The following is a 25,469-nucleotide window of genomic DNA, read 5'->3' on the forward strand; positions in this document are numbered from 1 at the left end:
ACTGCGTTCCCCCACTGGCAAGCAGACCACTCCGAATCGCCGGGCATCACGGTGAGAGATCGACGCTTCGGGCGCGGTCAGAAGCGTGAGCGCGGGACCGATCCCTTTGCATCTGCGTGGTTCGCCGCGCTTTCCGCCAGCTTTCCGCGCGGCGAAGCGATGTTCATCGATGCTGTCAGGGCGCACCGCGATGACGTGCCGCCCAAACTCGCAGAGGAAATTCGCGACTTCATCCGGCAGGAAGTCAATCATTCGCGCGAGCATCTGGCGTTCAACCGCGCAGTTGCCGATGCAGGCTATGACCTCACCGAAATCGATGCGCGGGTGAAATCGTTGGTCGCCGACACGCAAGCTGCGCCGCCGATCGTCCAGCTCACCATCACCTGCGCGCTCGAACATTTTACCGCCATGTTCGCGCATGAATTCCTCAAGGATCCCGACTCAATTGCCAGCGCCGGAATGGGCGATGTGCAGCTGTGGCTGTGGCACGCGGTCGAGGAAATCGAGCACAAGGCCGTTGCCTACGATACATGGCTGCACGCAACGCGCAGCTGGTCCGATTGGAAACGCTGGCGCGTGCGTAGCCTGATTATGGCACTGGTCACGTATCGCTTCCTCAGGAATCGCGTGACCGATGCGGTGGAATTGCTGCGGCAGGACGGCATCACCGGATGGAAAGCTAAATGGGGCCTATTTACCCATCTGTTCAGCAGGCCCGGCATCTTGCGCAAGATCTTCCCGGCTTGGCTCGGATATTACAAGCCGGGTTTCCACCCGTGGGATCTGGATGATCGCCACCTGATCACCGAGTGGGAAGACGCCCAGACTGTCGTCGGGGAAGGCGCCGCAACGTCAGACCGCAGCGACGGCCCCGCCACCACCTGATTGCTCAGGCAGCAGCGGGGCGTTCGCTGGCAGCAACGGGCACACGCAAATTCTTGACGTAGCGCCGACTCAGGACCTTTTCGTCCCCACGGCCTAGGCTGCGGGTTGCGGCTATTTCGCCGGTGTCGGCAAAGCCCGCCTTGCGCAGCACACGTCCACTCGCCGGATTATCGAAGAAATGACGCGCTTCGATCGTGTCGATGCCGATTGCGTCGGCAATCTCGACAACGCCATGCAGTGCCTCGGTCGCATAACCCCGGCCCTGCCAGTCACGGCCGATCCAATAGCCGACCTCTTCACCGACTGAGTCGAGCTGTTCGAACCCGATCATACCGATAATGGGCGCGCCCGGCTCGTCCGGGAGAGTAATGACAAAACGTTTGCGTGCGTCCTTGACCGCGAGAGCGCAGAACTGGCGCGCGTCATCTTCGGTATAGGGCCATGGCGCGCGGGCCAGATTACGGACGATGCTCTCATCCGCAATGCCGCGATAGATGCCGCGCCAGTCTTCCAGGAACACGGGCCGTAAAAACAGCCGCTGGGTACGCATGAACATTTGTATTCTCCCGCAAGCCGGGTGCCCGCCTCCATTGGGCCGCCGGTGTTTCAAATTCGGGACTTTCGGCAAAGAAAATCCCGCGTGAGGGAAGGAGAATCAAAAAAGGAGACGGGGCGGCCCCATCTCCTTCCTGCTTTTCGGAAATTTTAAGCTCCGAAAGGGGCCATCCCGGTGGATGACCCCCTTATCGGATCATCCGGTTATTCGGCGGCTTCCGCCATGGCGTCGACCGAGACGTATTTGCGGCCGAGTTTGCCATCATGGAAGCGGACGCGGCCGGCTTCGAGCGCGAACAGCGTGTGGTCCTTGCCCATGCCGACATTGGAGCCCGGGTAGAACTTCGTACCGCGCTGGCGCACGATAATGTTGCCCGGAATCACTTCCTGGCTGCCGAACTTCTTCACACCAAGGCGACGACCGGCTGAGTCGCGACCGTTACGCGATGAACCGCCTGCTTTTTTATGTGCCATTGTGTCTTACTCCGTGGATCCGCTTAAGCGGTCTTACTTCTTGTCTGCCGACTTCTTGGTGGCTGCAGCCTTCTTCGGCGCGGCCTTCTTGGCGGCGGGTTTCTTTTCAGCTGCTTCCTTCTTCGGTGCAGCCTTCTTGGCAGGTGCCTTTTTCGCAGCTTCCTTCTTGGGAGCAGCCTTCTTGGCTTCTTCCTTCTTCGGAGCTTCGTCCTTCTTTGCAGCGGCTTTCTTGGCCGGAGCCTTTTTGCCTTCGCCAACGGCGGTGATGCGCAGCAGGGTCATCTGCTGGCGGTGGCCGTTCTTGCGGCGATAGTTGTGACGACGACGCTTCTTGAAGACCGTCACCTTCTCGCTTTTGGCCTGGGCGATAACTTCCGCCGAAACCGTCACCTTGGATGCGTCTGCCAGGTCGGCGCCTTCGCCGGCCAGCAGGACATCGTCCAAAGTTACCGAATCACCGGCTTCACCAGCCAGTTTTTCGACTGCGATCTTGTCTCCTTCGGCGACGCGATACTGCTTGCCGCCCGTGCGCACTACTGCGAACATGGTGCTAAATCCGTTTATCTGGTGTTCTCGCCACAAGGCAGCTGAAGCGCCGCCAAATAACAACAACAAAAAAGGGCGCCCAAAGGGGCACCGGAAAGAGCGCTGCCGTTAGGCCAAGCTCTTGTGCCTGTCAACCACACAGTCGACTTTCACGCGTGCTTTCTTTGCCCTTTCACTCATGTGCGAATTGGGTGCTGGAAAGCGTTGCGGGTCCGATGTAGGGCCATCGGGAAATGATGCAAGCACGCTTTCGCCTCCTCAGAGCCTTGCCTTTGGCCGCGCTGCCATTGGTCGCCGCCTGTGCGAGCCCGAGCGATGATTATCCATCGCTGGCACTGCGTGATGGCGAACTGGTGACCGGCACCATGCTTCCGGCGGAATCGGAACCCTATGTGCCGGCCCCGCCCGCCCCCGCGACAATCGAATCGGTCAATTCCCTGATTGGCACCGTTCGCGATGCGAATGCGCAATTCATGGATGAACTGCCTTCCGTCCGCAGGCAGATCGCTGCCGGCCGCAATGCTTCTGTCGGAAGCGATGCATGGTCGAATGCGCAGGTCGCGCTCGCCGGGCTCCAGACGCGGCACAATGAGGGCATGATCGCCATGGCCGATCTGGTGCGCATCTATGCCGAGATTTCCGCCGAGGGCGAAGCCATCGAAGCTGTCGAAGGGCCCTACGAGGAAGCTGCCGAGTTGCTCGACCAGCAACATGAGATCATCGCGGAGTTGATCCAGGCGCTTTAAATGCCGGACGCAAAAACGCGCGGAACCGAAGGGATCGGCTCCGCGCGCCTTGGAAAGTGATAGCCTGACAAAGCGGGTCGAGAATGGCTGTCAGACCAGAGCGGCGATAGTCACCGAAATCACTCCCCACAGGAAGATCAGCACCGGCAGGATCAGAACCTGCACCGTCGCGTCACGCCCGGTGGTGCGCCCGTATGCTGTCATGATCCCCTCCTGCCGGAAACGGGCCCAAGTCAGCGCCTTGCTCCGGCTTTGCGGGTTCAGCCGCGTCCAGATGGCGGGGACACCAAATCCGGCGACCACAAACAGGGCGAAAATCACCACCGGGATCGCCATTTCAGGGTGGGCAAAGCCGATACCCATCACGGCGATATAGGCAAGGAACAGCCCCACAGTTGCGGCATAAAGCCGCGTCGGAAGCCCGAATGTGCGGTCGACCGGGGGATTGGTAATGCGGACCGGGGGCAACTCGTGAATGGTGGCTGCCTGGGCAATCTGCTCGCGTGTAAGTTGTTCTGCCATGGTGATGCTCCTTCCTGATGGATGAGCAATGCACCGATTCGCCGCGGCGAACCTTGATCTCGATCAAATCTGCGAAGGTTTTGTCTTCCATCGGTAAAGATCGCGGCGATCTTCATCGCGCGGCTCGATCCAGTGCCAGCCGTCCGCGCGCCTCTCGCGCTTCCAGAACCAGCTTTTGGACTTCAGATGGTCCATGCAGAAGTCGACCGCATCGAAAGCCGCGCGCCGGTGGTGGGATGCCGCAGCGACAAGAACGATTGGCGCGCCCGGCCGCATGCTCCCAATCCGGTGATGCATCAGCAGACCGTAGAGTGACCAGCGCGCATGCGCCTGCTCAGCCAGCGCTTCCATCCCCGGCAGGGTAAGCGGCGCGTAATGCTGGATTTGCAGCACTTTCACATCGCCATCCGGCCGCACCTTGCCGACAAAGCTGGCGATCGCGCCTGCGTGGGGATGCGCTTTCGCGAATAGGCCAAGAGCCTTTCCCGGCGAGAACCCGGTGTCGAGCAGGCGAATGTCGCTGCTCATTTCAACCCCCGCTGACAGGAGGCAGCAGCGCGACCTCCGCGCCATCGCTGGCTGAGAGTAGCGCCTTGTCAGCTAGTAATTCGCCATCGACTGCGACGCGGACGGTGTCGTCTGCGATTGCCGCCATCAGTCCGGGCTCCATCATCGAAAGAAGCTGTGCCCAGTCGATCGGCGCGGACAGTTCGCGCGAGGGCTCCCCCGCGAGATCGGCCAGTTTGCCGAGAAAGATCACGGTGACTGACATCAGCCCCCCGTCAGCGACATGTATCGTTCAAGCGCAGGCCCGCTGCCTTCGGCAATCGCAAAATGGTGCCGCTCAGGCTTGATTTGCATCGCCCTGTCGAGCGCAACGGCGAGCTCCTCTTCAGGCGCTTTGGATCGCAGGGCGGCACGCAGGTCCACCTTCTCCGCGCCTCCCAGGCAGGCATAGAGCTGCCCGGTCGCCGTTATCCGCACCCTGTTGCACCCGGCGCAGAAATTCTGCGTGAGCGGAGTGATAAAGCCGAGCGTGCCGCCGGTCTCCTCCACCCGAACATAGCGCGCAGGCCCGCCCGTCCGAGGCGCCAGCGGGATCAGCGTGAACCGATCCTCCAGCCTGTCGCGCACAGCGGTGAGCGGAAGGTAATGATCGACGCGCTCATCCTCGACCTCGCCGAGCGGCATAACCTCGATGAGCGTCATGTCGTGGCCTTCAGAATGCCCCCAATGCATAAAGTCGGGTATTTCCGCCTCGTTCAGGCCCTTTAGCGCTACAGTGTTGATCTTGACGTGCAGCCCTGCCGCTTTCGCCGCCGCGATGCCATCAAGAACAGCAGGAAGCTGGTCCCGCCGCGTAAGCCGAGCGAACAGCGCTGGATCGCGCGTATCGAGGCTGACATTTACGCGCTTCACCCCGGCAGCGGCCAAGGCTTCAGCATGTTGCGCAAGCTGGGTCCCATTGGTCGTCAGCGTCAACTCTTCCAGACCATCGCCGATTGCACGACCCAGTGCGCGCACGAGGTCCATCATATCGCGCCGCACCAGTGGCTCACCTCCGGTCAGGCGTATCTTGGTGACGCCTCGCGCAATGAAAGCCAGCGCCAGTCGGTGTAGCTCCTCGAGGCTCAGCACTTCGCTCTTCGGCAGGAATTGCATCCGTTCCGGCATGCAATAGGCACAGCGCAGGTCGCAGCGATCGGTCACCGACAGGCGCAGATATGAAATCTGGCGTCCGAAGCTATCGATCAGAGGCGGTGCGGAGGGCATGGGTGCGATCATGGCGTGGTTACAGGTTCCATGCAATCTTCGGTCGCAGCTGCCGAACGGTTACCCAAAATCGCGCCCCGATTACCGCATGGTGAAGAGTTGCCCGGTAACCCCGTCGGCCGATTGGAGGTAGAACAGCGTTTCGGAAACATCCTGCATGTGGTCCCCCTCAACACCGTTCACCCGGTAAGGAACGGATTCGCGTGCGAGCTCCTGCACGGCAGCCAGCCGCCAAGCGTGATGGGTATGGTCTGCGGGCTGGAAGATTACCACCACATCACCGCTGCGCGCATATCCACGCACTTTAGCCACCCATTCGCTGTGAAATTTAGCCGCAGCGTCGAGCGGGTTTTCCGGCAAACCAGTGACCTCGACAATGGCATTGTCACGCATCACGGGCGCTCGCGCGTTAGGGTGATGCCGATCTGCTCATTGCGCTCGGACAACGCCAGTTTGACGATCTTGACCTGCACCTGTTCGACACGGGTATCCTGCAGGAACAACGTCTCGCACACATGATCCGCCACCGCCTCGATCAGCTTGTAGTGGCGATCGCCAAGAGCCTCCGAGCAGGCGAACTTCAGATCCATGTAGTTCTTGCTCTCTTCGAGCGGGGTTTCCGGATCGTAGAATCGCTTTTCCTTCAGCTTTGCGCGCACGGTGAAGCGCAGCGGCTGCGGCTTACCGGTTTCTTCTGAATAGATCCCGGTGTGCACGTCATGCTCGAAATCGGTGAGCTCAAGATAGAGACTGTCTGCCATGATGGCCCGCGAAATCGCAGGAGATCGCGCGCTTGGCAAGCGCAGAGGGAACCGCGACCTGCGCTTCTCGGTTGACGAAGCAAGAGCACTGTGGCCAACCACAGGCAGAAACACAGGGAAGCAATGATGAGTGATGACGCAAAAAACGATCCGGCAGCCAGGCCCGGCGTGAAGCCGGTAGGGGTGACGCCTGAGCCGACCGAGCCCAATCCGGACGCGACGACGGCGAATGCGAAGGGCAAGTCGAAGATCACGCGGCTGATCGGGAACTTCTCGCTTGGCGGCGCTCTCATCATGCTCATCATCGCATTGGGATCGCTGGTGCTCGCGCGGTACGGGATCATCGGCAAGCTTCCCGGCTTTCGCTATTTCATGATGACAATGTGGCCTTTCGCGGCTCTCGCCGTGGTTGCGGTTATTGGCATCGTCATCGGCATGGTCCGCAAGCGCGGCGCCGGCTGGCGCAATCCGCTGGCGCTGGTCTTGTCGCTGGTGATGCTCGGCGTTTTCTATACGCAGGTGATTGCGCCCGCCCGCAGCGCGCCCTTCATGCATGACATCACCACCGATGTGGACGATCCGCCGCAGTTCCAGACCCTGCCGCTGCGCGACGATTATCTCGAGATGTATGAAGGCGATATCGAAGCGTGGCGATCAGCGCACCGCGAAAGCTATCCCGATCTCGAGCCGGTGATTATCGACCAGCCACCCGAACTGGTGATTGCCGATGCGCGTGCGCTAGCCGAAGAACGCGGCTGGGAAATCGCCGAATATTCGCCCGAAGCGGGCCGCTTGGAAGCAACCGCGACAGCAGGTTTCATCCGCTTCTTCGACGATGTGGTGGTCGAAGTGACACCGATTGCGGACGGCTCCACACGCGTCGACATGCGCAGCATCAGCCGCGTTGGCGGCAGCGATCTCGGCTACAATGCTGCACGGATCGAGGCATTCCTGTCAGACCTCGAAGAAGTCCCTATGCGTTAGACCAGCGGGCGAAAATGGCGGTGGGCAGCAGCCTGCCGCCCCGCCCCTCTTCGCGGACAGCCAGTTCGCCGCATTCGATAGTGCCCGGCAAATCGGCAAAGACCTCAGCCAGCAAGCCGCCGATCGACAGCGCGCTCATCCGCACGGCGTAGACCGTAAGGAACAGGAAGCTACTGTCGGCATCGAGCAATTGGCGACAATCGCCGATGAGGCCCGGTAGTGATTCCTCCAGACGCCATGTCTCATTCTTTGGCCCGCGACCGAATTTCGGCGGATCGAGAATAATCCCGTCATAGCGCCGCTCGCGCCGCACTTCGCGTGCTGTGAACTTGGCCGCATCATCGATCAGCCAGCGGATCGAGCGATCCTCCATGCCAGACAGAGCCGCATTGTCGCGCGCCTGCGCCACGGACTTCTTGCTCGCATCGACATGGGTGACGGGGCCGCATTGGCTTAACGCCAGCGAGCCGACGCCGGTATAGCCGAACAGATTCATCGTCTGCGCATCGTCGCGACCGGAAAGCTGTCCGCGCATCCATTCCCAAACGGGCGCCATGTCGGGGAAAAAGCCGAGATGGCGGAAGGGAGTGCATTGCGCGGTGAATTTCACCTCGTTCCACACCAGCTCCCAGCCGTCGCGCGGGACTTCGCGATTGAAATGCCAGCGGCCGCCGCCATCCTCGTCACTGCCGGGTATGAATTCCGCATCAGCCTGCCATTCGGCATCGGAGAGACGCGGTTGCCACATGGCCTGCGGTTCGGGGCGAATGAAACGGTAGGGGCCGTAGCGTTCCAGCTTGCGACCATTGCCGCTATCGAGCAGGCCGTAGTCAGACCACGCCTCGCCAGCCATCACGAGAGGTTGCGGCGCGAGATCAGCCATCGGTGCTCTCCGTGGCGTGCTGGGCCACGTAGTCGCGTATGGCATCGTAGGTGCCGGGGAGGCGCGTGAAGCTTTCCTCCCGATCGAACAGGTCGCCCATGCGCGCAGGCAGGTCCGGATGCACGCCGGTAGCCGCCTTCACTGCATCGGGGAATTTGGCCGGATGCGCGGTGGCGAGTGTCACGACAGGCACTGCCGGATCGATCCCGGCATTGCGCGCGGCGGCAAGACCGATGGCGGTATGCGGATCGAGGATCTGTCCGTAACGCTCTGCCGCATAAGCCATGGTTGCGCGCATCGAATCCGCATCGGCACGCGCACTGGTAAACAGGGCGGAGGCGCCATCACGCTGTGCATTTGTCAGCTGCATGGCCTTGTCTGCCTCGAAACCGCGCATCTGGTCGGCCAGTGCCGCGCCGTCCCGGCCACCGACATCGAACAGCAGGCGTTCGAAGTTCGAGCTGACCTGGATATCCATACTCGGTGCATCGGTGGGGGTTACGGTGCCCGCCGAATAATCGCCCGTGCTGAGTGCGCGGTGGAGGATGTCGTTCACATTGGTGGCGACGATCAGCCGCTCTATCGGCAATCCCATCTGCGCCGCGACATAGCCTGCAAATACATCGCCGAAATTGCCCGTCGGCACTGCAAACGCGACTTTGCGCTGCGGCCCGCCCAATTGCAGCGCGGCGGCGAAGTAATAGACGACCTGCGCCATCAGCCGCGCCCAGTTGATCGAATTGACCGCGGTGATGCGGAAGCGGCCACCGTTCGAAGCGGCCATTTCTGTATCGTTGAACATCCGCTTCACCATCGCCTGCGCATCGTCGAACGATCCGTCGATGGCGATGTTGTGGACGTTGGGCGCCTGCACCGTCGTCATCTGCCGGCGCTGCACATCGCTGACGCGGCCATCGGGATGGAGCATGAAGATGTCGACCCGCTCGCGCCCCGCGACGGCATCGATGGCCGCGCTGCCGGTATCCCCGCTCGTCGCGCCGACGATGGTCAGGTGATTCTCGCTGCGGCTGAGGAAGTGCTCGAACAGCCGACCGAGCAATTGAAGCGCCACATCCTTGAAGGCGAGCGTGGGGCCGTGAAACAGTTCGAGCAGCCAGTGCTGCTGATCCAGCTGGACGAGCGGCGTCACCGCATCATGGGCAAAGCTGCCATAGGCTGCTTCACACAGGCTGCGCAGCTCGTCCTCCCTCAGCGATCCGGCGGTGAACGGCGCCATGACGCGCAGAGCGAGTTCAGCATAAGGCAGGCCAGCCATCGCCGCGATCTCGTCTTGCGAAAAGCGCGGCCATTCTTCCGGCACATAAAGCCCGCCATCGCCGGCGAGCCCTGCCAATGTGACCCCTTCGAAATCGAGCGCCGGAGCGCTCCCCCTGGTGGAAATATACTTCATGCTGCGCTGCGACGTAGCCGCGCGTCCCTTTCTTGCCAAGAAAGCAATGCTTTTCGCCCTGTTACGCATGCGAGCGCGCCCCGAAGCTCTTCACCGCACTGCACCATAAGTTTCTGATTACAGAATGGTAATTCGTTTTGGAGCGCAAACAGGTTCATTGCGACCATGGGTTCGCATAGCTGAATCCGGAAAGAGAATTGCCCTGCTCTGCAGACGCGATCGACCGGAACTTCATTCAACAAAAGAAAGAATGGGAAGGAAGATCAATGCAAGAACTTACCATGGAACAATCGCGCCCCGATCAGGATCATATCCAGCAGGCCACGATTGAATCGCTCGGCAAGGCTGTGGGGGAAGACCAGGCGAGAGAATTCGTTGCCAAGATGGCGAGCGAGTCCACACCTGCGCCAATCGGCGCGACAGCCAGCCTGAAGCTCGCCATATGGGGGAAAATATCCTGCGAACCGGATGGGAAGCCTTACAAATTCGACCAGACGGTTTGGGGCGGGCCAGCCTATTTCTGCACCTCCGCGGGATTTCTCTACACCGCCTACGATAGCTGGGACGCGTTCTTCAGTCTGACCACGTCCTTCCACGCGCAAGGCATCGCGTCGGGTGGTGGCTTCCTGCAGATCAACTGGTTCAACAAGGATGCTGTCCCCATCGGCCAGTTCAACGGCGCATCGGGCGGTGCCGGGGTCGCAGAAGCTGGCGGCAAAGGTGGCTGGAGCCACACCTGACCCTGAAGGTCTGGTGAAGGTTCTCAGGCGTCGCGCCAGCGGCGCCTGAGTGCCAGCCCATAAATGAGCAGCGCGGTGAGCGCGAAGAAGAACCACTGGCCCGCATAGGCGAGATGATTGTTGGGCATGTCTGACGGGTCGGGCGCGGCGGAAGCTTCAAGTCCCTGTACCGGCTCGGCAAGGGTGATCCGGTAATCATCGCCAAGCTGCGTCAGAACGCCAGTGATATTGCCACCCGACCAATCGGGTTCATTCGGTCCCGGAGACCATCCCACCACGGCATATATGGCAGGCGTTATCGCCACATCGGGCTGACCCCAATCCGTCCGTTCGCGGCAGGTGAATTGCTGAGAATAACCGGTCCGCCCAGCGCGGTTGCGGCCTGCGATCGCGCTCCAAGACGTGGGTTCAGGGCACGCGAACTCCACCGTGCGATAAAGGTAATTATCGAGATCCTGATCGCCTATACGCACCGGGCCCCGCTCAGAAGCGGACTCGAATTCAGCAATCAGCGCCTCCTTCTCATCCGCCCTGCCCAGCTGCCAGATGCCGAGCGCCACCATCACACATGCGGCGGCCACAACGATGATTGTCGGGATGATCGGAACCTTGCGCACGCTCATTGCCCATCCTCCGCCTCATGCCGATGCTCTTCGGCGCGGCGTCTGTATTCGGTCGTAAGCAGCCACGCCTTGGTCATCCGCAGGCCGAGCACAACGCCGCCCACGATCAGCGGCAGCCACAGCAACACATGCACCCACCACGGCGGCTCCACGCTCAATTGCAGCCACAGCGCCAATGCGACGACAATCGCGCCCACACCCATCGTCAGGAATGCGGCTGGCCCATCGCCCACATTGAACTTGGTGAAATCGAGCCCGCAGGCGTCACAGCGATCGGCGAAGGCTATGGGGCCTGCAAACAGCGTCTTCGCGCCGCAGCGCGGGCAGGATGCGAAAAGGGCGGCCACGCCAGATGCGGGCCGCCCCTTCGTTTCGTGAGGAAAATCCGTCACGATAATCCTTAGTAGATCGGCGCGCCCCATCCGCCCCAGACGTAGACAGCGATGAAGAGGAACAGCCAGACGACGTCAACGAAGTGCCAGTACCAGGCAGCCGCTTCGAAGCCGAAGTGCTGCTGCGGCGTGAAGTGGCCCTTGTAGGTACGGAACAGGCAGACCGCCAGGAAGATGGTGCCGACGAGAACGTGGAAGCCGTGGAAGCCGGTCGCCATGTAGAATGCGCTGGAATAGGTGTTGCCACCGAAGCCGAACGGCGCGTGGCCATATTCGTAGACCTGCACGGCGGTAAACAGTACGCCCAGTGCGATGGTAAGCCACAGGCCCTTCTTCAGGCCTTCACGATCGCCATTGATCAGCGAGTGGTGCGCCCAGGTTACCGTGGTGCCCGAGCACAGCAGGATCAGCGTGTTGAGCAGCGGCAGGCTGAACGGATCGAGGACTTCCACACCTTCAGGCGGGAATTGTGCGAGCAGCGCAGCCCCTTCCTGACCGATAAGGTTCTGCCAGACATTGTCCGCCGCCTCTCGAATAGGCGCAGGGAACAGGGCAAAATCGAAGAAAGCCCAGAACCAGCCGACGAAGAACATCACTTCCGATGCGATGAACAGGATCATGCCGTAACGCATGTGCAGCTGCACAACCGGCGTGTGATCGCCGCGCTCTGCTTCGTTCACGATCTTGGTGAACCAAGCGAAGAAAGTCGCGATCAGCAGCGCAATGCCGACGCCGAGAACAGCCGGTCCGCCGGCCAATTCGTGCATGAACAGCACCATGCCGCTGGTGAAGACGAGCCCGCCGAGCGCGCCAATCAGCGGCCAGATATCGGGATCGAGAATGTGATAGTCGTGGTTCTTCGCGCCAGCCATGTGTCTGTCCTGATCTTGCGTTTCAACAGCCCCTTAAACTCCGCTTCGCAGCGGGTCCAGAGGCTTAACTGGGTTCTTCGTTATTTGCTGCAGCCTCGTCCGCATCCTCGGCGAGACCACGGTGGAAAGTGTAGCTGAGCGTGATCTGCTCAACGCCTTGCATATTGGGGTCATCCAGCGCTGCCGGATCGACATAGTAAAGCACCGGCATGCGGATTTCCTCGCCCGGCCGCAGCGTCTGCTCGACAAAGCAGAAACACTGAACCTTGGCGAAATAGCGGCCTGCGGATTTGGGCTCTACATTGAACGTGGCCGTGCCGGTGATCGTTTCGTTCGTATCGTTGCGCGCGATGTAGAAAGCCATGTCGCGCTCACCCACGGCAACGGTGTCGGTCACCTGCACCGGCTCGAACGTCCAGGGCATGTCACGCGCCGTGTTGGCATCGAAACGGATGGAGTAGGTCGCTCCGGTCGCGCGGGAGGCTGCGGCATCCGCCTCTGCCTCACTTGCAACCTGAGTCGTGCCGCCGAAGCCGGTAACGCGGCAGAAAAGGTCGTAAAGCGGCACAGCGGCATAGCCGAGCCCGAGCATGGCCAGCGCCGCGCCAAAGGCAAACAGCATGGTGCGACGGTTGCGATCTTCGAGAGTAGCCGTCGTCATTGCTCGCCAATCCTCACGATGGTGATGGCGTAGAACAGCACGACCATGCCGAGCAGCACCATGCCGATCACGGCATTGCGCGCTTTGCGGCGGCGCTTGAATTCCTGCTCTTCTTCAGGGGTCATGCGATTACTCCTGCCTGTGCCAGCACGCGGTCGAGCACCAGCGCACCGAACAGGACGAACAGATAAAGGATCGAATAGGCGAACAGCTTCTTTTCCGGCTTCATCCCGTCGCCCTCGACACTGCGGCGCAAGCCTACGGGAATGGTCAGGGCAAGGAAGATGGCCGAAAGGATCAGCGCCGAAATGCCGTAGATCGGGCCAGTGCCGCCGATGAGCCATGGCGTAATGCTGAGCGGCAGCAGGAGCACGGAATAAACAAGGCTCTGTCGGCGGGTCGAAACTTCGCCTGCGGCATTGGGCATCATGGGAATATTGGCTGCGGCATAATCGGGCTTGACCCACAGGGCGAGCGCCCAGAAATGCGGCGGGGTCCACATAAAGATGATCGCGAACAGCAGCACCGGCATCCATGTCACTTCGCCTGTCACGGCAATCCAGCCGATCAGCGGCGGGAACGCTCCTGCGGCGCCGCCGATGACGATATTCTGCGGAGTGCGCGGCTTCAGCCACATCGTGTAGATCACGACATAGAAGAATACCGAGAAGGCGAGGAAAGCAGCGGCGAGCCAGTGGACCGCGAGGCCCATGACCATCACGCTCATGCCAGAAAGCAGCAGGCCGAAATCGCGCGCATCGATCGGGCGGATCGTGCCGCGCGGAAGCGGGCGGCCCTGCGTCCGCTTCATCTTGGCATCGATATCGGCTTCCCACCACATGTTGAGCGCGCCTGCGCCGCCTGCGGCCAGCGCGATGCACAGGATGGCGGTAAAGCCGATAACGGGGTGGATGCTACCCGGCGCGGCGAGCAAGCCGCACAGCGCCGTGAACACCACCAGACGCATGACCTTTGGCTTGGTCAGCGCGAAGAAATCGCGCCAATCCGCCGGCATGCTCGTGCCGCTTGCAGGAAGCGCGACCACATCCACCGGGCTGGCAGCCACGGCGATTGCGTCGATCTCTTCTGCATTGGGGGCGGTAATGGCGGTCATTGTCCTGTTGTCTTGCAGGAAGGGGCGCTCCGTTTCCGAAGCGCCCCCTCCCCGTTGTTCAGTGCAGCCGAGAGGCGGGCGTTATGCCGTCGCCGGCTTCGAACTGATGTGATCGTCAGCGCTGTGGTGGTCTTCGATCACCGGCAGCGTTTCGAACTGGTGGAACGGCGGCGGGCTGGAGAGGCTCCATTCGAGCGTCGTTGCGCCAGCGCCCCAGTAATTGTCTTCCGCACGGCGACCCGCCAGCAGCGCGTAACCGATGTTTACGAAGAACACGACCATCGAACCGGCCATGATCAGATAGCCGTAGCTGGCAATCTCGTTCCAGTAGGCGAACGCGGCGGTGAAATCCGGGTAACGACGCGCCATGCCCTGCAGGCCGAGGAAGTGCATCGGGAAGAAGATCACGTTCACGCCGATAAAGAACAGCCAGAAATGCACGTGGCTCAGGAATTCGCTGTGCCAGCGGCCGCTCATCTTCGGGAACCAGTAGTAGAAACCGGCGAAGATCGAGAAGACTGCACCCATCGAAAGCACGTAGTGGAAGTGTGCCACCACGTAATAGGTATCGTGGAGGTTGTCGTCCACGCCGCCATTGGCGAGCACAACGCCGGTCACGCCGCCCACGGTGAAGAGGAAGATGAAGCCCATCGCCCACACCATCGGTGACTTGAACTCTATCGAGCCGCCCCACATGGTCGCAATCCAGCTGAAGATCTTGATGCCGGTCGGCACCGCGATCACCATGGTTGCGGCAGTGAAGTACATCTTCGTGTTCACATCGAGGCCGACGGTATACATGTGGTGCGCCCACACGATGAAGCCGACGACGCCGATGGCGACCATGGCGTAGGCCATGCCGAGATAGCCGAACACCGGCTTGCGGCTGAAGGTCGCCACGATCTGCGAGATCATACCGAAGCCCGGCAGGATCATGATGTAGACTTCGGGGTGACCGAAGAACCAGAACAGGTGCTGGTACAGAACCGGATCACCACCGCCGGCAGCGGTGAAGAAGGTGGTTCCAAAGTTACGGTCGGTCAGCAGCATGGTGATAGCAGCCGCAAGCACCGGAAGCGCGAGCAGCAGCAGGAATGCCGTGACCAGCACCGACCATACGAACAGCGGCATCTTGTGCAGGGTCATACCCGGCGCGCGCATGTTGAAAATGGTGGTGATGAAGTTGGTCGCACCAAGGATCGAGCCCGCGCCAGCCAAGTGGAGCGAGAAGATCGCAAAGTCGACAGCCGGGCCGACGGAGCCCGTGGTCGAAAGCGGTGCATAGACTGTCCAGCCGGTACCTGCGCCAAGGCCCACGCCGCCCGGAACGAAGAGCGAGAACAGCAGCGAGAAGAAACCGGCAACGGTCAGCCAGAAAGAAACGTTGTTCATGCGCGGGAAGGCCATATCCGGCGCACCGATCATCAGCGGGACGAACCAGTTGCCGAAGCCGCCGATCATTGCCGGCATGACCATGAAGAACACCATGATCAGGCCGTGTGCCGTGATCAGCACATTCCACATGTGGCCCTGCTGGTCGAAGCTTGAGCCGTCGCCACCCAGCATATTCACGATCCAGCCCATGTGCTGGAGACCCGGCTCTGCCAGTTCCCAACGCATCGCGCCGGAAATGACGCCGCCAATGATACCCGCGATGATCGCGAAGATCAGGTAGAGCGTACCGATGTCCTTATGGTTGGTCGACATGAACCAACGCGCGAAGAAACCAGGCTTATGATCGGCGTGATCATGCGCATGGTCTTCGTGGTGGGCTTGGAAACCGTCTGCGGTGGTGGCCATTTTCGTGAACCTTACTGTTTACGTCTATTCTTGAAATTCGATCAGGCGGCTTCAGCAGCTTCGGCTGCCTCGACACCTTCAGCATCGCCTGCCTCGGCAGCGTCTTCAGCCGACTCTTCGATTTCGGCTTCGGTACCGGCAGCCGCGGCTTCGGCCTCAAGCTGAGCACGGGTCATACCGCCGGGCTGCGACTGCACCCACGCGTTGAAATCTTCCATGCTGCGCGCTTCGATGGTGATCGGCATGTACCCGTGACGGGCACCGCACAATTCCATGCACTGGCCGTAGTAAATGCCTTCCCGCTCGATCGTCAGCACCTTTTCATTGATGCGACCGGGCACGGCATCAAGCTTGAACCACAGCGAAGGCATGCCGAACGAGTGGATCACGTCTGCGCCGAACGTCTGCAGGCGGATCGGAACGCCAACCGGCACAACCATGCGATTGTCGACTGCGAGCTGATGCGGCTCACCGGCGGTCAGCGCTTCTTCTTCGCTCAGCATGTTCGAAATGACTTCGAAACCGCCATTGTCGACGTATTCATAGCCCCAGTACCACTGGTAACCATTGGCCTTGATCGTGATCGCATCGGCAGGCGGTGCCTGATATTGCTTGGCGATCAGCGAGATCGACGGAACAGCGATCACGACGAGGATGATTACCGGAACAACCGTCCAGATGACTTCGATCAGCGTGTTGTGGCTGGTCTTGGAAGGATTGGGGTTTTTCGCACGGCGATACCGCATGATGACCCACATCAGCAGGAAGAGAACAAAAATGCTGATAGCGGTTATAACCGGCATCAGGATCCAGTTATGCATCCAAAGCGCGTAGTCTCCGTTGGCAGTATACTGGTCCTGGAAGGTCATCGAAGCGATGGCATCGTCTTCAAAAGCGGTCGGCTGGCCGAGAATCATGTCGGGCCCGAAATGCTCGAAAGCGGGCGCGTCGGCTTCCAGCACCACGTCGCCGTCAGCCACGCTCTGGCCTTCTGCCACAGCCTCTTCAACCGAAGTTGCAGGCTCGGAAATTTCCTGCGCAAAGCTGCTCTGCGGCAGAATTGCTAGGGAAACGGCAGCGACCAGCAGGGCCAGGGACTGCAGTTTGTTGCGGGCGATGTCGCCAAAATTCATAGCGTCCGTGCTTTCCAATTTTCTACTCGGGCCAACAGCCGTCTCGACCAAGCTTGGGCTGTTTGTGCGCGCCTATACGCGCGCTTGCCCCATGCCTCAAGCGCATCTAGGGACTTTTTTCGACAGGGTCTATGTGGCCCTTTGTCCCAAGTCCGGCAACACGATCAAAAGTATAAGAGGCCTGCCCATATGACACAGGATGAAGTCCTTGCCGAATTCCGTGCCAGCGGCGCCTTGCTCGAAGGGCATTTCAAGCTCTCCTCAGGCAGACACAGCGGGCATTACCTGCAATGCGCCCGCGTGCTGATGAACCCGCACCGCGCGGCAAGGCTCGCAGAGGCGCTGGCAGAGAAAATCCCCGGAGACATCCTCGACTCGCTCGATGCGGTCGTTGCACCCGCAATGGGCGGCATCATCATAGGCCACGAAATGGGGCGCGCGCTCAACCTCGACGCGATGTTTCTCGAACGGCCCGAAGGCACTTTCCACCTGCGCCGCGGATTCGCTCTGGAGCCGGGCGCCAAAGTGTTGATGGTGGAGGACGTTGTCACCACCGGTCTTTCCAGCCGCGAGGCGATTGCAGCAGTGGGCCACGAAGGCGGCGAAGTGCTGGCGGAAGTCGCGCTGGTGGATCGCAGCAACGGCTCGGTTGACCTGGGCGTGCCTTTCTTTCCGCTCATCGACATCGACTTCCCGACTTACGCCGAAGATGAGGTGCCGGCGGAGCTTGCAGCGATTGAAATCACCAAGCCGGGGAGCCGCGCTTCTTGAGGTATGTCCTCGCAATTATTGTGGGCCTGTCTGCGATTCTCGCCACGCCTGCGGTCGCGCTGGCCTGCACATTCTGGGCTGTCGAACCGCCGAGCGAAGAGGAGCGACGGGCCGCAGTGCCACCCTTCGCCATTATGACCGGTGATGCTTTAGGCGAAGATTTCCCGGGCGATGCCATCCTCTATCGTGAAGGCATGACCTACTTTTTGCATTGGGCTGGCGAATGCGACGAGGGAGCCGATTGGCCTTGGGCTTCGGTCAGCAAGCAGGTTGTCGCCACACTGGTGATGCAGGAAGTGGAGCGAGGCACCCTTGCGCTCGATGCTTTGGCAATTTCGTATCTGCCATTCCCGCCAGCGATGACGGACGACGCGCCAACAATACGCCAGCTCCTTCAGCACCAGTCAGGCCTGCGCAATCCGGAAGACTCGCCCCTGAATGCAAACGGCATTCCGGAATTCTATGCGACCGGGGAACATGGGCTCGACTGGTGTCTCGCCGGGCGCGACAATCCGCGCACCGAAGGCTGGGAATATAACAATTGCGATTACATAGTGCTTGGCGCCGTGCTGGAGGCTGTGACCGGGGAGCGTTTTGCAGGTCTACTCAACCGCCGGTTTCGCGAGGCAGAGCTTAGGCAGATGTCCTTGCCGTCGCGCAGACCGCGCGGTGGCATCAAATACTATGATAGCGACTTCCCAATAGATATCTCGCGTTACGGCCCGTCAGCCGGATTGCTTGGCTCAGTAGATGATATGATCGCGTTCGATCGCGCGCTTCTCGACGGGCGCCTCTTGTCAGATGAAGCGCGCGAAACGATGTGGGAAAGCGATCCGGCGCTTGGCTACATGGCGCTTGGCCAATGGGTCTTCGAACTGGCACTGGCGGGATGCGATGCACCTGTACGGATCGTGGAGCGTCGCGGCGATATCGGAGCATATGAAGTGCGCAATTTCATCATTCCTGAACGCGACGCTGCGCTCGCGATGATTGTCCACGATGAAGATTTCTCTTTCGGCGAGACATGGCAGGCGGACAGCTTCAGCAACTCCGTGCTTTCAGCGGCCATTTGCGGAGACGCGGCATGAGCAAACCCCTCCGCCTTGGCGTGAATATCGATCACGTCGCCACTATCCGAAATGCGCGCGGCGGCGATCATCCCGATCCGGTCCGCGCGGCGGAAATCGTGGCGCGATGCGGTGGTGATGGTATCACGGCGCACCTTCGCGAAGACCGGCGGCACATCCGCGACGATGATCTGAAACGCATCCAGGATGCGACCGACCTGCCGCTCAATCTGGAGATGGCGGCGACCGAGGAAATGCTCGCCATCGCCCTCGCCCACAAGCCGCATGCTGCATGTATCGTGCCGGAAAAGCGCGAGGAGCGGACGACCGAAGGCGGGCTCGATGCCGCTGGCCAGCATAATCACCTCACCCCGATCATCACCCAGCTGAAAGATGCCGGGATTCGCGTTTCACTTTTCATCGAGGCGAGTGAGCGCCAGCTCGATGCCGCGCTGCAGATGGGTGTGCCCGTGGTCGAATTTCACACCGGCGAATACGCCCATGCCGCGCTGGATGGCGACAATGAAAAGGTCGAGCGCGAGCTGAAACGCATTTCCGATATGTCGGCCCTCGCGGCCAAGAACGGGATCGAGCCACATGCGGGCCACGGGCTGACTTACGAAAACGTCCAGCCCATCGCCGCCATCCCGCAGCTCGCCGAGCTCAACATCGGGCATTATCTAATTGGCGAGGCGATTTTCGACGGGCTGGAGCCTGCAGTTTTGCGGATGCGCGAACTGATGGATTTGGCGAGATAATTATGATCAAAACAGCCCACCCCGCTGCGACTATGCCTCGCCTTTCGGCTCGGCAAATCTCGCTCCCCTCCCGCTTGCGGGAGGGGTTGGGGGTGGGCAAATGATCATCGGTCTCGGCTCAGACCTCTGCAATATCGAGCGCATCCAGAATTCGCTCGACCGGTGGGGTGATCGCTTCAAGCAGCGCAGCTTTACCGATGTGGAGAACGCCAAGGCGGCGCGCCGTCCGCTCACACAGGCAGGCACTTATGCCAAGCGTTTCGCGGCGAAGGAGGCGTTCAGCAAGGCAGTGGGCACCGGTTTCAAGCGCGGCGTTTTCATGAAGGATATCGGCGTGGTGAATGCGCCCTCCGGCGCGCCGACTCTCGCGCTGACCGGAGGGGCGAAAGCGCGGCTGGAACAGCTGACGCCGGACGGGTATGAGGTGTTCATTCATCTCACCCTCACCGATGATCATCCATGGGCGCAGGCCTTCGTGATCCTTGAAGCGCATCCCAAGCCCTAGAAATTCCCGGCAATGACTGACGAAAAAGAGCAGGACGAGAAGGTCAACTGGTGGGCGGAGCTGCGCGGCCTTGCCGTGATGCTGCTTGTCGTGTTGCTGTTCCACACCTTCATCGCCAAGCCGTTCTACATACCCTCAGCCAGCATGGTGCCCAATCTGATGGTGGGGGACCGGCTGATCGTGTCCAAATATCCCTATGGCTGGAGCTGGGTCTCGGCGAGCTTTCACGTCTTTCCGCGCAGCGACTGGCGCATCGCCCCTGCAACGCCCGAATATGGCGACATTGTCATCGCCGTGCCGCCCGATGAAAACACCGATTATATCAAGCGCGTGATCGGCCTGCCGGGTGACACCGTGGCGCTAGTCGATGGGCAGATCATCCTGAACGGCGAGCCGGTGCCGCAGGATATGGAGCCCCCGGTTCGCATTCCGGCAGAAAACGATAATCTGTGCGCCACCGCTTTCGGCAGCGAAGTTCCGTGCCTCGATGACTTCGAGCCCTATCGCGTGACGCTGGAAAACGGGACGCAAGTTTACGAGCCGCCCACCTATCGCGAAACCCTGCCCAATGGCGCGAGCTATCTGATCATCGATCATATGCGCCAGCGCTTCGACAATATGCTGCCCGTCACCGTGCCGGAAGGTCACGTATTCCTGATGGGCGACAATCGCGATCACTCCTCGGACAGCCGCGCGCCTTCGCTGATGCAGGGCGGCAATGGCCTTGGCGGGCCGGTGCCGCTGACCAGCGTGGGCGGGCGGGCTGAGATCATTACATTTTCGCTGGACGGAACTTCCAGCTACAACCCGCTTTCTTGGTGGGGGGCCTTGCGCGGCGAACGTGCCTGGACTCCGTTACGGCCGGAGCTGAGAGGTGAGCCATCGCAATGACTGATATGACAGAGGATGACGAGAGCGGCATTGGCGCCAGCCCCGCGCGCATTTCCAGCCCGGAATTGCGATTTGAGGCGTGGCGGGCTTTCGTTTGGACTGCCGTTATCGGTCTGATCGCGCTGGCAGTCTATATATCGCACAGCCTGCTGGTCATTTTCGGAGCAATGGTCTTTGCAGCCATGGTCGATGGCGGTTCCCGCCTGTTGGGCCGCGTCCTGCCGATTGGCCGAATGTGGCGCGTGGCAATCGTTCTCATCACCGTATCCGGCCTTCTCCTGTGGCTCAGCATGTTCGCGGGATCGCAGATTTCGCGCGAAGCTGCTGAGTTTCCCTCAATCGTGCAAGAACAGGCCACGCGCATCTTTGCCTGGATGCGGGAACAGGGCTTTGAAATCAGCATGGACAGCGTGCAGGCAATGGCCAGTCAGGCAGCCAGCGGCTTCGGTACTGTGACACGCGCCCTTGGCGGCCTGCTCGGCGGCGTGACGACGCTTGTCCTGATCGTGATCATTGGGATCTACTTCGCGCTCGAGCCGCAGCTTTACGAGCGCGGTGTGGCATGGATGCTGCCCAAGCGCCGTCGCCACGATTTCTTCCAGACGGCCAAGAAAATGGGCTTCACCATGCGCCGACTGATGGCCGGGCGACTTGTCGGCATGGTGGTGGAGGGCATTTTCACCTATCTCATGCTGCTCGGATATGGCCTCGTCACGGGCGACGAAATCCCGATGGCTGCGCTGCTTGCGATCCTGACCGGCTTGCTGGCTTTCGTGCCCAATATCGGCGCGATCATTTCCGGCGTGCTGATGGTGCTGGTGGGCTTTTCGGGCGGCGTGCAGATGGGGGTCTATACGATCTTCGTCTATTTCTTCGTCCAGAACATCGATGGCTACATTGTGGTGCCGATGATCGCGCGAAAGACGGTGGACCTCGCCCCTGCCCTCGTGCTCGCATTCCAGCTCATCATGGGTATCCTGTTCGGCATTCTCGGCCTATTCCTTGCCGATCCGTTGCTCGCAATGATCAAGGTGGCGCTGGAACAGCGCGCCGCAGCCCATGATGCGGATGATGAAGCGGCCCGGATCAACGGCCAAAGCCCCTTGGAGACCGACCCTGCGTAAGTTTCTCTATACGATCGTTTTCCTGATCATCCTCGTGGGCGCTGGTGCGTTCGTGCTGCGCATGTACGGCGAGGAACTGACCGAGCTCACCTTCGTGCCGGACAGCGAGTTCGTTGCGCCCGACGCGCTGGCGGACAACGCCTATCAGGACCCGGCCATGTGGTTCAGCCGCCCCGGTAAGGGCGCGCAGAACGATCCGGCACGCTGGCAACCGCTGTTTGAAGGCGATGAAGGACCGCGCGAGGAGGATGGCACGCCAATTCCCTCAGCTGACCTCCCGACCCCGCGCTTCGCAGTATTCTTTGTTCATCCGACCAGCTATTTCGATGGTCGCCAATGGAATGCGCCGATCGATGACGAGGAATCGCAGGCCCGCGCGCGGTTGATGGTGCGCGGCATGGCGAGCGCGTTCAACCAAGCGAGCGAGATCTGGGTGCCGCGCTATCGCCAGGCGACTTTCGGTGCGTTCATCACCATCGATCCGCAAGCGCAGGAAGCGCTCGACGCGGCCTATTCGGATATCGAAGCGGCCTTTGCCTTTTTCGTAGACTCAATCCCGGCAGATATGCCGATCGTCATCGCCGGACACAGCCAGGGCGGCTATCACGCGACCCGCCTGCTGGAAGAGCAGGTCGCCGGAACCCCGCTGCAACAGCGCGTCGCCATGGCCTATCCCATCGGCTGGCCGATCAGCATCGAACATGATTTGCCGAGCCTTGGCCTGCCGGCATGCGCGACGGCCGATCAATCGGGCTGTATCGTGAGCTGGGCGAGCTTTGCCGATCCGCCCGAACCCGGCCAGTTCCTGCGCCGCTACACCGAGCTTCCCGGCATGGACGGAGAGCCGCGCGGCGAATCTCCAATCCTCTGTGTCAATCCGCTGACCGGCGTGATGGGCGGCAGCGCCGATGCGGAGATGAACCTTGGCACGCTGGTTCCGGAAGACGATCTGTCGACCGGCACGCTTGTCAGGCGCTCTGTGCCCGCGACCTGTGCGGACAACGGCCTGCTGATCATCGGCAATCCGCCCGATCTTGGCCAGTATGTGCTGCCGGGCAACAATTACCACGTCTATGATATTCCACTCTTCTGGCAGAACCTGAACGAGGACGTGGTGCGAAGAGTGGCGGCATGGCAACCCGCGCCCTGATCACCGAGAACGCCGCCGAATTCCGTGACGCGCTGCCCGATGGCGGTGTGCTGCTCGGCCTCGACCTCGGCACCAAGACCATCGGCATTGCCACATGCGATGCCGGCTGGAGCTTTGCCACGGCGGGCAAGACCCTGGCCAAAGGCAAGTTCGCGCGCGACAAGTCGGCGCTGGAAGCGATTTGCAAGGATCGCGGTGTGGCGGGTGTCGTGATCGGCCTTCCGCTGAATATGGATGGCAGCGCCGGCCCGCGCGCGCAGGCAAGCCGCAGTTTTGCTCGCAACCTCGTCCAGCAGGACATCGGCCTCGGTCTGCCTGTATTGCTGTGGGATGAGCGCTGGTCCACAACAAGTGCGGAGCGCGATCTGATTGCGCAGGATCTCAGCCGAGCCAAACGCGCCGAGCGGATAGACAGCCACGCGGCTGCCGTCATCCTGCAAGGCGCGATCGATAGGCTGGCAGGCGGTATCCTTTAAGCCAGTTCGAGCGCCGCTCTGCGCCGTGTGGCTTCTCTCGCGATCAAGCGGCTGCCGGAACATTCCGCCGCGCGCCAAAGTGCATCCTGAGCAGCGCCATCAAGCACCCCCGCCTGCGCTTCCAGCGCTACCAACCGCATGCGGTCGCTAGGGTGCGACCCGGCGAAGTGGTGCGCAAGATCGCGCGCCTCCTCGCCCCCCAGCCCGACCGCCATGCGGAGGAAAATCTCACTGCCGCCAGAACTCACCACTCCGGCAATCACATCATTCTCGACATCGAAGCGATACTGATCGAGCCACCCTTGTGCCCCGCCGGCATGCATGATGTTGAGCGAAACCGAGAGGCTTTCCGGCGGCAATTGCGAATGTACATCGCGATGTGCGCGGTAATGCATCAGCTTTCCGGGGGAGAGCGTCGCGCGTTCCACGAAGCGCAGATTGGCCTTTTCTCCCACAACGCCCGCCACGGCTTCATAATCATATTCGTAATAATCACTGGCATAACCAGGCCCGAAATATCCGACAGTTAAAAAATCGAAATTATGGTCATGCGGCAGCTCGTAAGAGAAAGCGGAATGGCCCGATGCGCGGAACATGTGTTCATCCCGGCTCGGCCAGAGATTGGCGCGCAGATAGAATTCGCTGCCGAGAGCCGAGAGCATGATGGTTTGGGGGCCGTAGTCCCCCGGCACTTTCGAGCTTTCCGGCCCGCGCTTCAGTTCCTCCACCATCAAATCGGCGAGAAATTCGCGATTGTTATTGAGCCTGCGAAGCCAGCGCGCTGCGCCCAGCAGGCTGTCTTCTTCCCAGGGATTGAACCCTTTTTCGTGAAGCGCGTCGATACATTCGCCAAGCTCGCACGATGAGGTATCGTCGCAATGGATTACGCGGGGCATCTGTCGGCCTCCAGTCTGGCAAATTCGGGATAGGTTTCGAGCAGCTGTGCTCGCAGCGCTCCCGCTGCTGCCGCGAGCGGATCGTCCCCAGTGCGGGCAACTCGCGCAAGCGTGCAGAAACCGCATGCGCTATCGAGGGCGATACACTCGCGAAGCGCCTGCCAGCGCAGTGACACGTCTTTCGCGGCAAGCGCGATCCGGGCAAGCTCAGGCGCGGCATCGCGGCGACCCATGCGCCCGAGCAGGGCAATCATGGCTTCCTGTCGGCTGATCGCGACCGAGGCTGCGCTTTGGCTCACCAGCCTGCCGGTTTTTAGATTAAAGCTTCGCTTCGGCTCCGGATCAGCAGCATCGCGCATGAGCTGCAGAGTAACCAGCCGCCGTTCCACCACGTCGACGACAAGCGTTTCGCTCGTGCGATCCAGAGCGATGCGCTCTTTCCCTGTGAGCACCATTGCCTGCGCACTGATATCCACGCGGTCCTCGCCAGCGCTGTGCGCCCGCAGGATGCGTGCTTCGGCGCGGCCGGCTAGCACGGCATCATATCGGGTCGCATCGCTAAGCGTGATTGACTCAGCGCCATAAGTGCCGGGTTCGCGGGTCTGCACCATCAATTGGGCGCGTCCCGATCTGGCGAGCAAGGTCGAACTCGCTCTGCCGTCGAAGCCGGTGCGGAAAGGCGGATGGCCAATCGGATTGGCCCGGATCGCGGCGCAATAATGCTGTGACAGCAGGCGCATCAGGCGTTCCGCTTCGCCGCATTCAGTGAAAATTGTCTCGAGCTGGGGGCAATGCTCCAAAGGTGCTCCGGCACCGTAGCGCTGCAGCTCCGAAAGCATCGCATCGGCACCGGGCTCCGCCCGCCAAGCCATGCGTGCGCGCTCCATGGCGGTCTGGGCGTCGCGTTGCGGAGAGCGATCTCTCCGCAACGCTGCGATTTCAGGATTTACGTCCAT

General features: G+C 60.9%; 33 protein-coding genes. 12 read left to right on the forward strand and 21 right to left on the reverse strand.

The window, feature by feature from the left end; genetic code table 11:
* Positions 1 to 51 precede the first annotated feature (51 nt).
* Positions 52 to 885, forward strand: coding sequence for a metal-dependent hydrolase (locus O2N64_RS00525; protein WP_271078356.1), 834 nt, complete (start codon positions 52 to 54; stop codon positions 883 to 885).
* Between the two features lie 4 nt (positions 886 to 889).
* Here O2N64_RS00525 and O2N64_RS00530 read toward each other — a convergent pair whose 3' ends face one another.
* The 3 genes from O2N64_RS00530 to rplU all read right to left on the reverse strand — a co-directional run bounded on the left by O2N64_RS00530 (position 890) and on the right by rplU (position 2,460).
* A complete protein-coding gene (locus O2N64_RS00530; RefSeq protein ID WP_271078357.1) occupies positions 890 to 1,441 on the reverse strand; it encodes a GNAT family N-acetyltransferase in 552 nt (183 codons plus the stop codon).
* A gap of 203 nt (positions 1,442 to 1,644) precedes the next feature.
* Positions 1,645 to 1,914, reverse strand: a complete 270-nt coding sequence (gene rpmA / locus O2N64_RS00535; RefSeq protein WP_067786651.1) for a 50S ribosomal protein L27 — start codon at positions 1,912 to 1,914, stop codon at positions 1,645 to 1,647.
* 33 nt (positions 1,915 to 1,947) lie between these two features.
* Positions 1,948 to 2,460, reverse strand: coding sequence for a 50S ribosomal protein L21 (gene rplU, locus O2N64_RS00540; protein ID WP_271078358.1), 513 nt, complete (start codon positions 2,458 to 2,460; stop codon positions 1,948 to 1,950).
* Between the two features lie 233 nt (positions 2,461 to 2,693).
* Between rplU and O2N64_RS00545 the strand changes: the two genes are divergently transcribed.
* A complete protein-coding gene (locus tag O2N64_RS00545) occupies positions 2,694 to 3,206 on the forward strand; it encodes a hypothetical protein (RefSeq protein ID WP_271078359.1) in 513 nt (170 codons plus the stop codon).
* A 90-nt stretch (positions 3,207 to 3,296) separates the two neighbouring features.
* On the opposite strand, the gene O2N64_RS00550 is transcribed toward O2N64_RS00545, so the two are convergent.
* From O2N64_RS00550 to O2N64_RS00575, 6 genes are all read right to left on the reverse strand, one after another.
* Positions 3,297 to 3,728 carry a hypothetical protein gene (locus O2N64_RS00550; protein ID WP_271078360.1) on the reverse strand — a complete coding sequence of 144 codons (432 nt, stop codon included), beginning with the start codon at positions 3,726 to 3,728 and terminating at the stop codon, positions 3,297 to 3,299.
* A gap of 63 nt (positions 3,729 to 3,791) precedes the next feature.
* Positions 3,792 to 4,256: a molybdenum cofactor biosynthesis protein MoaE gene (locus tag O2N64_RS00555; protein ID WP_271078361.1), complete on the reverse strand. Its 465-nt coding sequence runs from the start codon at positions 4,254 to 4,256 to the stop codon at positions 3,792 to 3,794.
* Position 4,257: 1 nt separating this feature from the next.
* Complete coding sequence (locus O2N64_RS00560; RefSeq protein ID WP_271078362.1) at positions 4,258 to 4,500, reverse strand: MoaD/ThiS family protein; 243 nt, start codon at positions 4,498 to 4,500, stop codon at positions 4,258 to 4,260.
* Positions 4,500 to 5,501, reverse strand: coding sequence for a GTP 3',8-cyclase MoaA (gene moaA, locus O2N64_RS00565; protein ID WP_271078363.1), 1,002 nt, complete (start codon positions 5,499 to 5,501; stop codon positions 4,500 to 4,502). The genes O2N64_RS00560 and moaA overlap by 1 nt, the downstream gene beginning before the upstream one ends.
* A gap of 81 nt (positions 5,502 to 5,582) precedes the next feature.
* A complete protein-coding gene (locus tag O2N64_RS00570) occupies positions 5,583 to 5,894 on the reverse strand; it encodes a Rossmann fold domain-containing protein (protein WP_271078364.1) in 312 nt (103 codons plus the stop codon).
* On the reverse strand, positions 5,894 to 6,262 hold the full coding sequence (locus tag O2N64_RS00575) for a dihydroneopterin aldolase (protein WP_271078365.1): 369 nt from the start codon (positions 6,260 to 6,262) through the stop codon (positions 5,894 to 5,896). Before O2N64_RS00575 ends, O2N64_RS00570 begins: the two co-directional genes overlap by 1 nt.
* 126 nt (positions 6,263 to 6,388) lie before the next feature.
* Between O2N64_RS00575 and O2N64_RS00580 the strand changes: the two genes are divergently transcribed.
* On the forward strand, positions 6,389 to 7,246 hold the full coding sequence (locus tag O2N64_RS00580; protein WP_271078366.1) for a DUF1499 domain-containing protein: 858 nt from the start codon (positions 6,389 to 6,391) through the stop codon (positions 7,244 to 7,246).
* Here the strand turns inward: O2N64_RS00580 and O2N64_RS00585 are convergent.
* Both O2N64_RS00585 and thrC read right to left on the reverse strand, forming a co-directional pair.
* Entirely contained in the window at positions 7,236 to 8,129 is an 894-nt protein-coding gene (locus O2N64_RS00585; RefSeq protein ID WP_271078367.1) for a class I SAM-dependent methyltransferase, read from the reverse strand. The two genes, O2N64_RS00580 and O2N64_RS00585, sit on opposite strands and share 11 nt — an antisense overlap.
* Positions 8,122 to 9,540 (reverse strand): threonine synthase, encoded by a 1,419-nt coding sequence (gene thrC / locus O2N64_RS00590; RefSeq protein ID WP_271078368.1) that lies wholly within the window; start codon positions 9,538 to 9,540, stop codon positions 8,122 to 8,124. Before thrC ends, O2N64_RS00585 begins: the two co-directional genes overlap by 8 nt.
* A 266-nt stretch (positions 9,541 to 9,806) precedes the next feature.
* Here thrC and O2N64_RS00595 point away from each other — a divergent pair, with 266 nt between their 5' ends.
* Positions 9,807 to 10,280 carry a hypothetical protein gene (locus tag O2N64_RS00595; protein ID WP_271078369.1) on the forward strand — a complete coding sequence of 158 codons (474 nt, stop codon included), beginning with the start codon at positions 9,807 to 9,809 and terminating at the stop codon, positions 10,278 to 10,280.
* Between the two features lie 23 nt (positions 10,281 to 10,303).
* On the opposite strand, the gene O2N64_RS00600 is transcribed toward O2N64_RS00595, so the two are convergent.
* From O2N64_RS00600 to coxB, 8 genes are all read right to left on the reverse strand, one after another.
* Entirely contained in the window at positions 10,304 to 10,903 is a 600-nt protein-coding gene (locus O2N64_RS00600; RefSeq protein ID WP_271078370.1) for an SURF1 family cytochrome oxidase biogenesis protein, read from the reverse strand.
* On the reverse strand, positions 10,900 to 11,325 hold the full coding sequence (locus O2N64_RS00605) for a DUF983 domain-containing protein (protein WP_442866735.1): 426 nt from the start codon (positions 11,323 to 11,325) through the stop codon (positions 10,900 to 10,902). Before O2N64_RS00605 ends, O2N64_RS00600 begins: the two co-directional genes overlap by 4 nt.
* A complete protein-coding gene (locus tag O2N64_RS00610) occupies positions 11,304 to 12,167 on the reverse strand; it encodes a cytochrome c oxidase subunit 3 (RefSeq protein WP_271078372.1) in 864 nt (287 codons plus the stop codon). Before O2N64_RS00610 ends, O2N64_RS00605 begins: the two co-directional genes overlap by 22 nt.
* A 64-nt stretch (positions 12,168 to 12,231) precedes the next feature.
* The gene (locus O2N64_RS00615) at positions 12,232 to 12,828 is read right to left on the reverse strand and encodes a cytochrome c oxidase assembly protein (protein ID WP_271078373.1); all 597 of its coding nucleotides are present in this window, start codon (positions 12,826 to 12,828) and stop codon (positions 12,232 to 12,234) included.
* The gene (locus O2N64_RS00620) at positions 12,825 to 12,953 is read right to left on the reverse strand and encodes a hypothetical protein (RefSeq protein ID WP_271078374.1); all 129 of its coding nucleotides are present in this window, start codon (positions 12,951 to 12,953) and stop codon (positions 12,825 to 12,827) included. The genes O2N64_RS00615 and O2N64_RS00620 overlap by 4 nt, the downstream gene beginning before the upstream one ends.
* Complete coding sequence (locus O2N64_RS00625) at positions 12,950 to 13,843, reverse strand: heme o synthase (RefSeq protein WP_271079681.1); 894 nt, start codon at positions 13,841 to 13,843, stop codon at positions 12,950 to 12,952. Before O2N64_RS00625 ends, O2N64_RS00620 begins: the two co-directional genes overlap by 4 nt.
* A gap of 180 nt (positions 13,844 to 14,023) precedes the next feature.
* Positions 14,024 to 15,742 carry a cytochrome c oxidase subunit I gene (gene ctaD / locus O2N64_RS00630; protein WP_271078375.1) on the reverse strand — a complete coding sequence of 573 codons (1,719 nt, stop codon included), beginning with the start codon at positions 15,740 to 15,742 and terminating at the stop codon, positions 14,024 to 14,026.
* A 41-nt stretch (positions 15,743 to 15,783) separates the two neighbouring features.
* Positions 15,784 to 16,875 carry a cytochrome c oxidase subunit II gene (gene coxB, locus O2N64_RS00635; RefSeq protein ID WP_271078376.1) on the reverse strand — a complete coding sequence of 364 codons (1,092 nt, stop codon included), beginning with the start codon at positions 16,873 to 16,875 and terminating at the stop codon, positions 15,784 to 15,786.
* A gap of 189 nt (positions 16,876 to 17,064) precedes the next feature.
* Between coxB and pyrE the strand changes: the two genes are divergently transcribed.
* The 8 genes from pyrE to ruvX all read left to right on the forward strand — a co-directional run bounded on the left by pyrE (position 17,065) and on the right by ruvX (position 23,617).
* Positions 17,065 to 17,646, forward strand: coding sequence for an orotate phosphoribosyltransferase (pyrE, locus tag O2N64_RS00640; RefSeq protein WP_271078377.1), 582 nt, complete (start codon positions 17,065 to 17,067; stop codon positions 17,644 to 17,646).
* Positions 17,647 to 17,666: 20 nt separating this feature from the next.
* On the forward strand, positions 17,667 to 18,734 hold the full coding sequence (locus tag O2N64_RS00645) for a serine hydrolase domain-containing protein (protein WP_271078378.1): 1,068 nt from the start codon (positions 17,667 to 17,669) through the stop codon (positions 18,732 to 18,734).
* On the forward strand, positions 18,731 to 19,471 hold the full coding sequence (locus O2N64_RS00650) for a pyridoxine 5'-phosphate synthase (protein WP_271078379.1): 741 nt from the start codon (positions 18,731 to 18,733) through the stop codon (positions 19,469 to 19,471). The genes O2N64_RS00645 and O2N64_RS00650 overlap by 4 nt, the downstream gene beginning before the upstream one ends.
* Positions 19,472 to 19,571: 100 nt before the next feature.
* A complete protein-coding gene (acpS, locus tag O2N64_RS00655; RefSeq protein ID WP_197920799.1) occupies positions 19,572 to 19,976 on the forward strand; it encodes a holo-ACP synthase in 405 nt (134 codons plus the stop codon).
* Between the two features lie 12 nt (positions 19,977 to 19,988).
* Positions 19,989 to 20,867: a signal peptidase I gene (gene lepB, locus O2N64_RS00660; RefSeq protein WP_271078380.1), complete on the forward strand. Its 879-nt coding sequence runs from the start codon at positions 19,989 to 19,991 to the stop codon at positions 20,865 to 20,867.
* Positions 20,864 to 21,991 (forward strand): AI-2E family transporter, encoded by a 1,128-nt coding sequence (locus tag O2N64_RS00665; RefSeq protein WP_271078381.1) that lies wholly within the window; start codon positions 20,864 to 20,866, stop codon positions 21,989 to 21,991. Before lepB ends, O2N64_RS00665 begins: the two co-directional genes overlap by 4 nt.
* A complete protein-coding gene (locus tag O2N64_RS00670) occupies positions 21,936 to 23,141 on the forward strand; it encodes a DUF3089 domain-containing protein (RefSeq protein WP_271078382.1) in 1,206 nt (401 codons plus the stop codon). The genes O2N64_RS00665 and O2N64_RS00670 overlap by 56 nt, the downstream gene beginning before the upstream one ends.
* Positions 23,123 to 23,617: a Holliday junction resolvase RuvX gene (gene ruvX / locus O2N64_RS00675; RefSeq protein WP_271078383.1), complete on the forward strand. Its 495-nt coding sequence runs from the start codon at positions 23,123 to 23,125 to the stop codon at positions 23,615 to 23,617. Before O2N64_RS00670 ends, ruvX begins: the two co-directional genes overlap by 19 nt.
* Here the strand turns inward: ruvX and O2N64_RS00680 are convergent.
* Together O2N64_RS00680 and O2N64_RS00685 are read right to left on the reverse strand one after the other, a co-directional pair.
* Positions 23,614 to 24,513: a transposase gene (locus O2N64_RS00680; protein WP_271078384.1), complete on the reverse strand. Its 900-nt coding sequence runs from the start codon at positions 24,511 to 24,513 to the stop codon at positions 23,614 to 23,616. The two genes, ruvX and O2N64_RS00680, sit on opposite strands and share 4 nt — an antisense overlap.
* On the reverse strand, positions 24,501 to 25,469 hold the full coding sequence (locus tag O2N64_RS00685; protein WP_271078385.1) for a hypothetical protein: 969 nt from the start codon (positions 25,467 to 25,469) through the stop codon (positions 24,501 to 24,503). The genes O2N64_RS00680 and O2N64_RS00685 overlap by 13 nt, the downstream gene beginning before the upstream one ends.

The sequence above is a fragment of the Aurantiacibacter sp. MUD61 genome (assembly GCF_027912455.1).
Taxonomy (GTDB): Bacteria; Pseudomonadota; Alphaproteobacteria; order Sphingomonadales; family Sphingomonadaceae; genus Alteraurantiacibacter.

What these genes read in the sequence shown, in the direction of transcription:
- O2N64_RS00665 (WP_271078381.1), top strand. Translation starts at nt 20,864, where the DNA reads ATGACTGATATGACAGAGGATGACGAGAGCGGCATTGGCGCCAGCCCC.
- acpS (WP_197920799.1), top strand. Translation starts at nt 19,572, where the DNA reads ATGATCATCGGTCTCGGCTCAGACCTCTGCAATATCGAGCGCATCCAG.
- thrC (WP_271078368.1), bottom strand. Translation starts at nt 9,540, where the DNA reads ATGAAGTATATTTCCACCAGGGGGAGCGCTCCGGCGCTCGATTTCGAA.
- O2N64_RS00625 (WP_271079681.1), bottom strand. Translation starts at nt 13,843, where the DNA reads ATGCCGGCGGATTGGCGCGATTTCTTCGCGCTGACCAAGCCAAAGGTC.
- O2N64_RS00650 (WP_271078379.1), top strand. Translation starts at nt 18,731, where the DNA reads ATGAGCAAACCCCTCCGCCTTGGCGTGAATATCGATCACGTCGCCACT.
- O2N64_RS00680 (WP_271078384.1), bottom strand. Translation starts at nt 24,513, where the DNA reads ATGCCCCGCGTAATCCATTGCGACGATACCTCATCGTGCGAGCTTGGC.
- rpmA (WP_067786651.1), bottom strand. Translation starts at nt 1,914, where the DNA reads ATGGCACATAAAAAAGCAGGCGGTTCATCGCGTAACGGTCGCGACTCA.
- O2N64_RS00670 (WP_271078382.1), top strand. Translation starts at nt 21,936, where the DNA reads ATGATGAAGCGGCCCGGATCAACGGCCAAAGCCCCTTGGAGACCGACC.
- O2N64_RS00575 (WP_271078365.1), bottom strand. Translation starts at nt 6,262, where the DNA reads ATGGCAGACAGTCTCTATCTTGAGCTCACCGATTTCGAGCATGACGTG.
- coxB (WP_271078376.1), bottom strand. Translation starts at nt 16,875, where the DNA reads ATGAATTTTGGCGACATCGCCCGCAACAAACTGCAGTCCCTGGCCCTG.
- O2N64_RS00580 (WP_271078366.1), top strand. Translation starts at nt 6,389, where the DNA reads ATGAGTGATGACGCAAAAAACGATCCGGCAGCCAGGCCCGGCGTGAAG.
- O2N64_RS00610 (WP_271078372.1), bottom strand. Translation starts at nt 12,167, where the DNA reads ATGGCTGGCGCGAAGAACCACGACTATCACATTCTCGATCCCGATATC.
- O2N64_RS00550 (WP_271078360.1), bottom strand. Translation starts at nt 3,728, where the DNA reads ATGGCAGAACAACTTACACGCGAGCAGATTGCCCAGGCAGCCACCATT.
- O2N64_RS00555 (WP_271078361.1), bottom strand. Translation starts at nt 4,256, where the DNA reads ATGAGCAGCGACATTCGCCTGCTCGACACCGGGTTCTCGCCGGGAAAG.
- pyrE (WP_271078377.1), top strand. Translation starts at nt 17,065, where the DNA reads ATGACACAGGATGAAGTCCTTGCCGAATTCCGTGCCAGCGGCGCCTTG.
- O2N64_RS00600 (WP_271078370.1), bottom strand. Translation starts at nt 10,903, where the DNA reads ATGAGCGTGCGCAAGGTTCCGATCATCCCGACAATCATCGTTGTGGCC.
- ruvX (WP_271078383.1), top strand. Translation starts at nt 23,123, where the DNA reads ATGGCAACCCGCGCCCTGATCACCGAGAACGCCGCCGAATTCCGTGAC.
- O2N64_RS00585 (WP_271078367.1), bottom strand. Translation starts at nt 8,129, where the DNA reads ATGGCTGATCTCGCGCCGCAACCTCTCGTGATGGCTGGCGAGGCGTGG.
- moaA (WP_271078363.1), bottom strand. Translation starts at nt 5,501, where the DNA reads ATGCCCTCCGCACCGCCTCTGATCGATAGCTTCGGACGCCAGATTTCA.
- lepB (WP_271078380.1), top strand. Translation starts at nt 19,989, where the DNA reads ATGACTGACGAAAAAGAGCAGGACGAGAAGGTCAACTGGTGGGCGGAG.
- O2N64_RS00595 (WP_271078369.1), top strand. Translation starts at nt 9,807, where the DNA reads ATGCAAGAACTTACCATGGAACAATCGCGCCCCGATCAGGATCATATC.
- ctaD (WP_271078375.1), bottom strand. Translation starts at nt 15,742, where the DNA reads ATGGCCACCACCGCAGACGGTTTCCAAGCCCACCACGAAGACCATGCG.
- rplU (WP_271078358.1), bottom strand. Translation starts at nt 2,460, where the DNA reads ATGTTCGCAGTAGTGCGCACGGGCGGCAAGCAGTATCGCGTCGCCGAA.
- O2N64_RS00560 (WP_271078362.1), bottom strand. Translation starts at nt 4,500, where the DNA reads ATGTCAGTCACCGTGATCTTTCTCGGCAAACTGGCCGATCTCGCGGGG.
- O2N64_RS00615 (WP_271078373.1), bottom strand. Translation starts at nt 12,828, where the DNA reads ATGACGACGGCTACTCTCGAAGATCGCAACCGTCGCACCATGCTGTTT.
- O2N64_RS00620 (WP_271078374.1), bottom strand. Translation starts at nt 12,953, where the DNA reads ATGACCCCTGAAGAAGAGCAGGAATTCAAGCGCCGCCGCAAAGCGCGC.
- O2N64_RS00530 (WP_271078357.1), bottom strand. Translation starts at nt 1,441, where the DNA reads ATGTTCATGCGTACCCAGCGGCTGTTTTTACGGCCCGTGTTCCTGGAA.
- O2N64_RS00570 (WP_271078364.1), bottom strand. Translation starts at nt 5,894, where the DNA reads ATGCGTGACAATGCCATTGTCGAGGTCACTGGTTTGCCGGAAAACCCG.
- O2N64_RS00685 (WP_271078385.1), bottom strand. Translation starts at nt 25,469, where the DNA reads ATGGACGTAAATCCTGAAATCGCAGCGTTGCGGAGAGATCGCTCTCCG.
- O2N64_RS00605 (WP_442866735.1), bottom strand. Translation starts at nt 11,325, where the DNA reads ATGGGGCGCGCCGATCTACTAAGGATTATCGTGACGGATTTTCCTCAC.
- O2N64_RS00545 (WP_271078359.1), top strand. Translation starts at nt 2,694, where the DNA reads ATGATGCAAGCACGCTTTCGCCTCCTCAGAGCCTTGCCTTTGGCCGCG.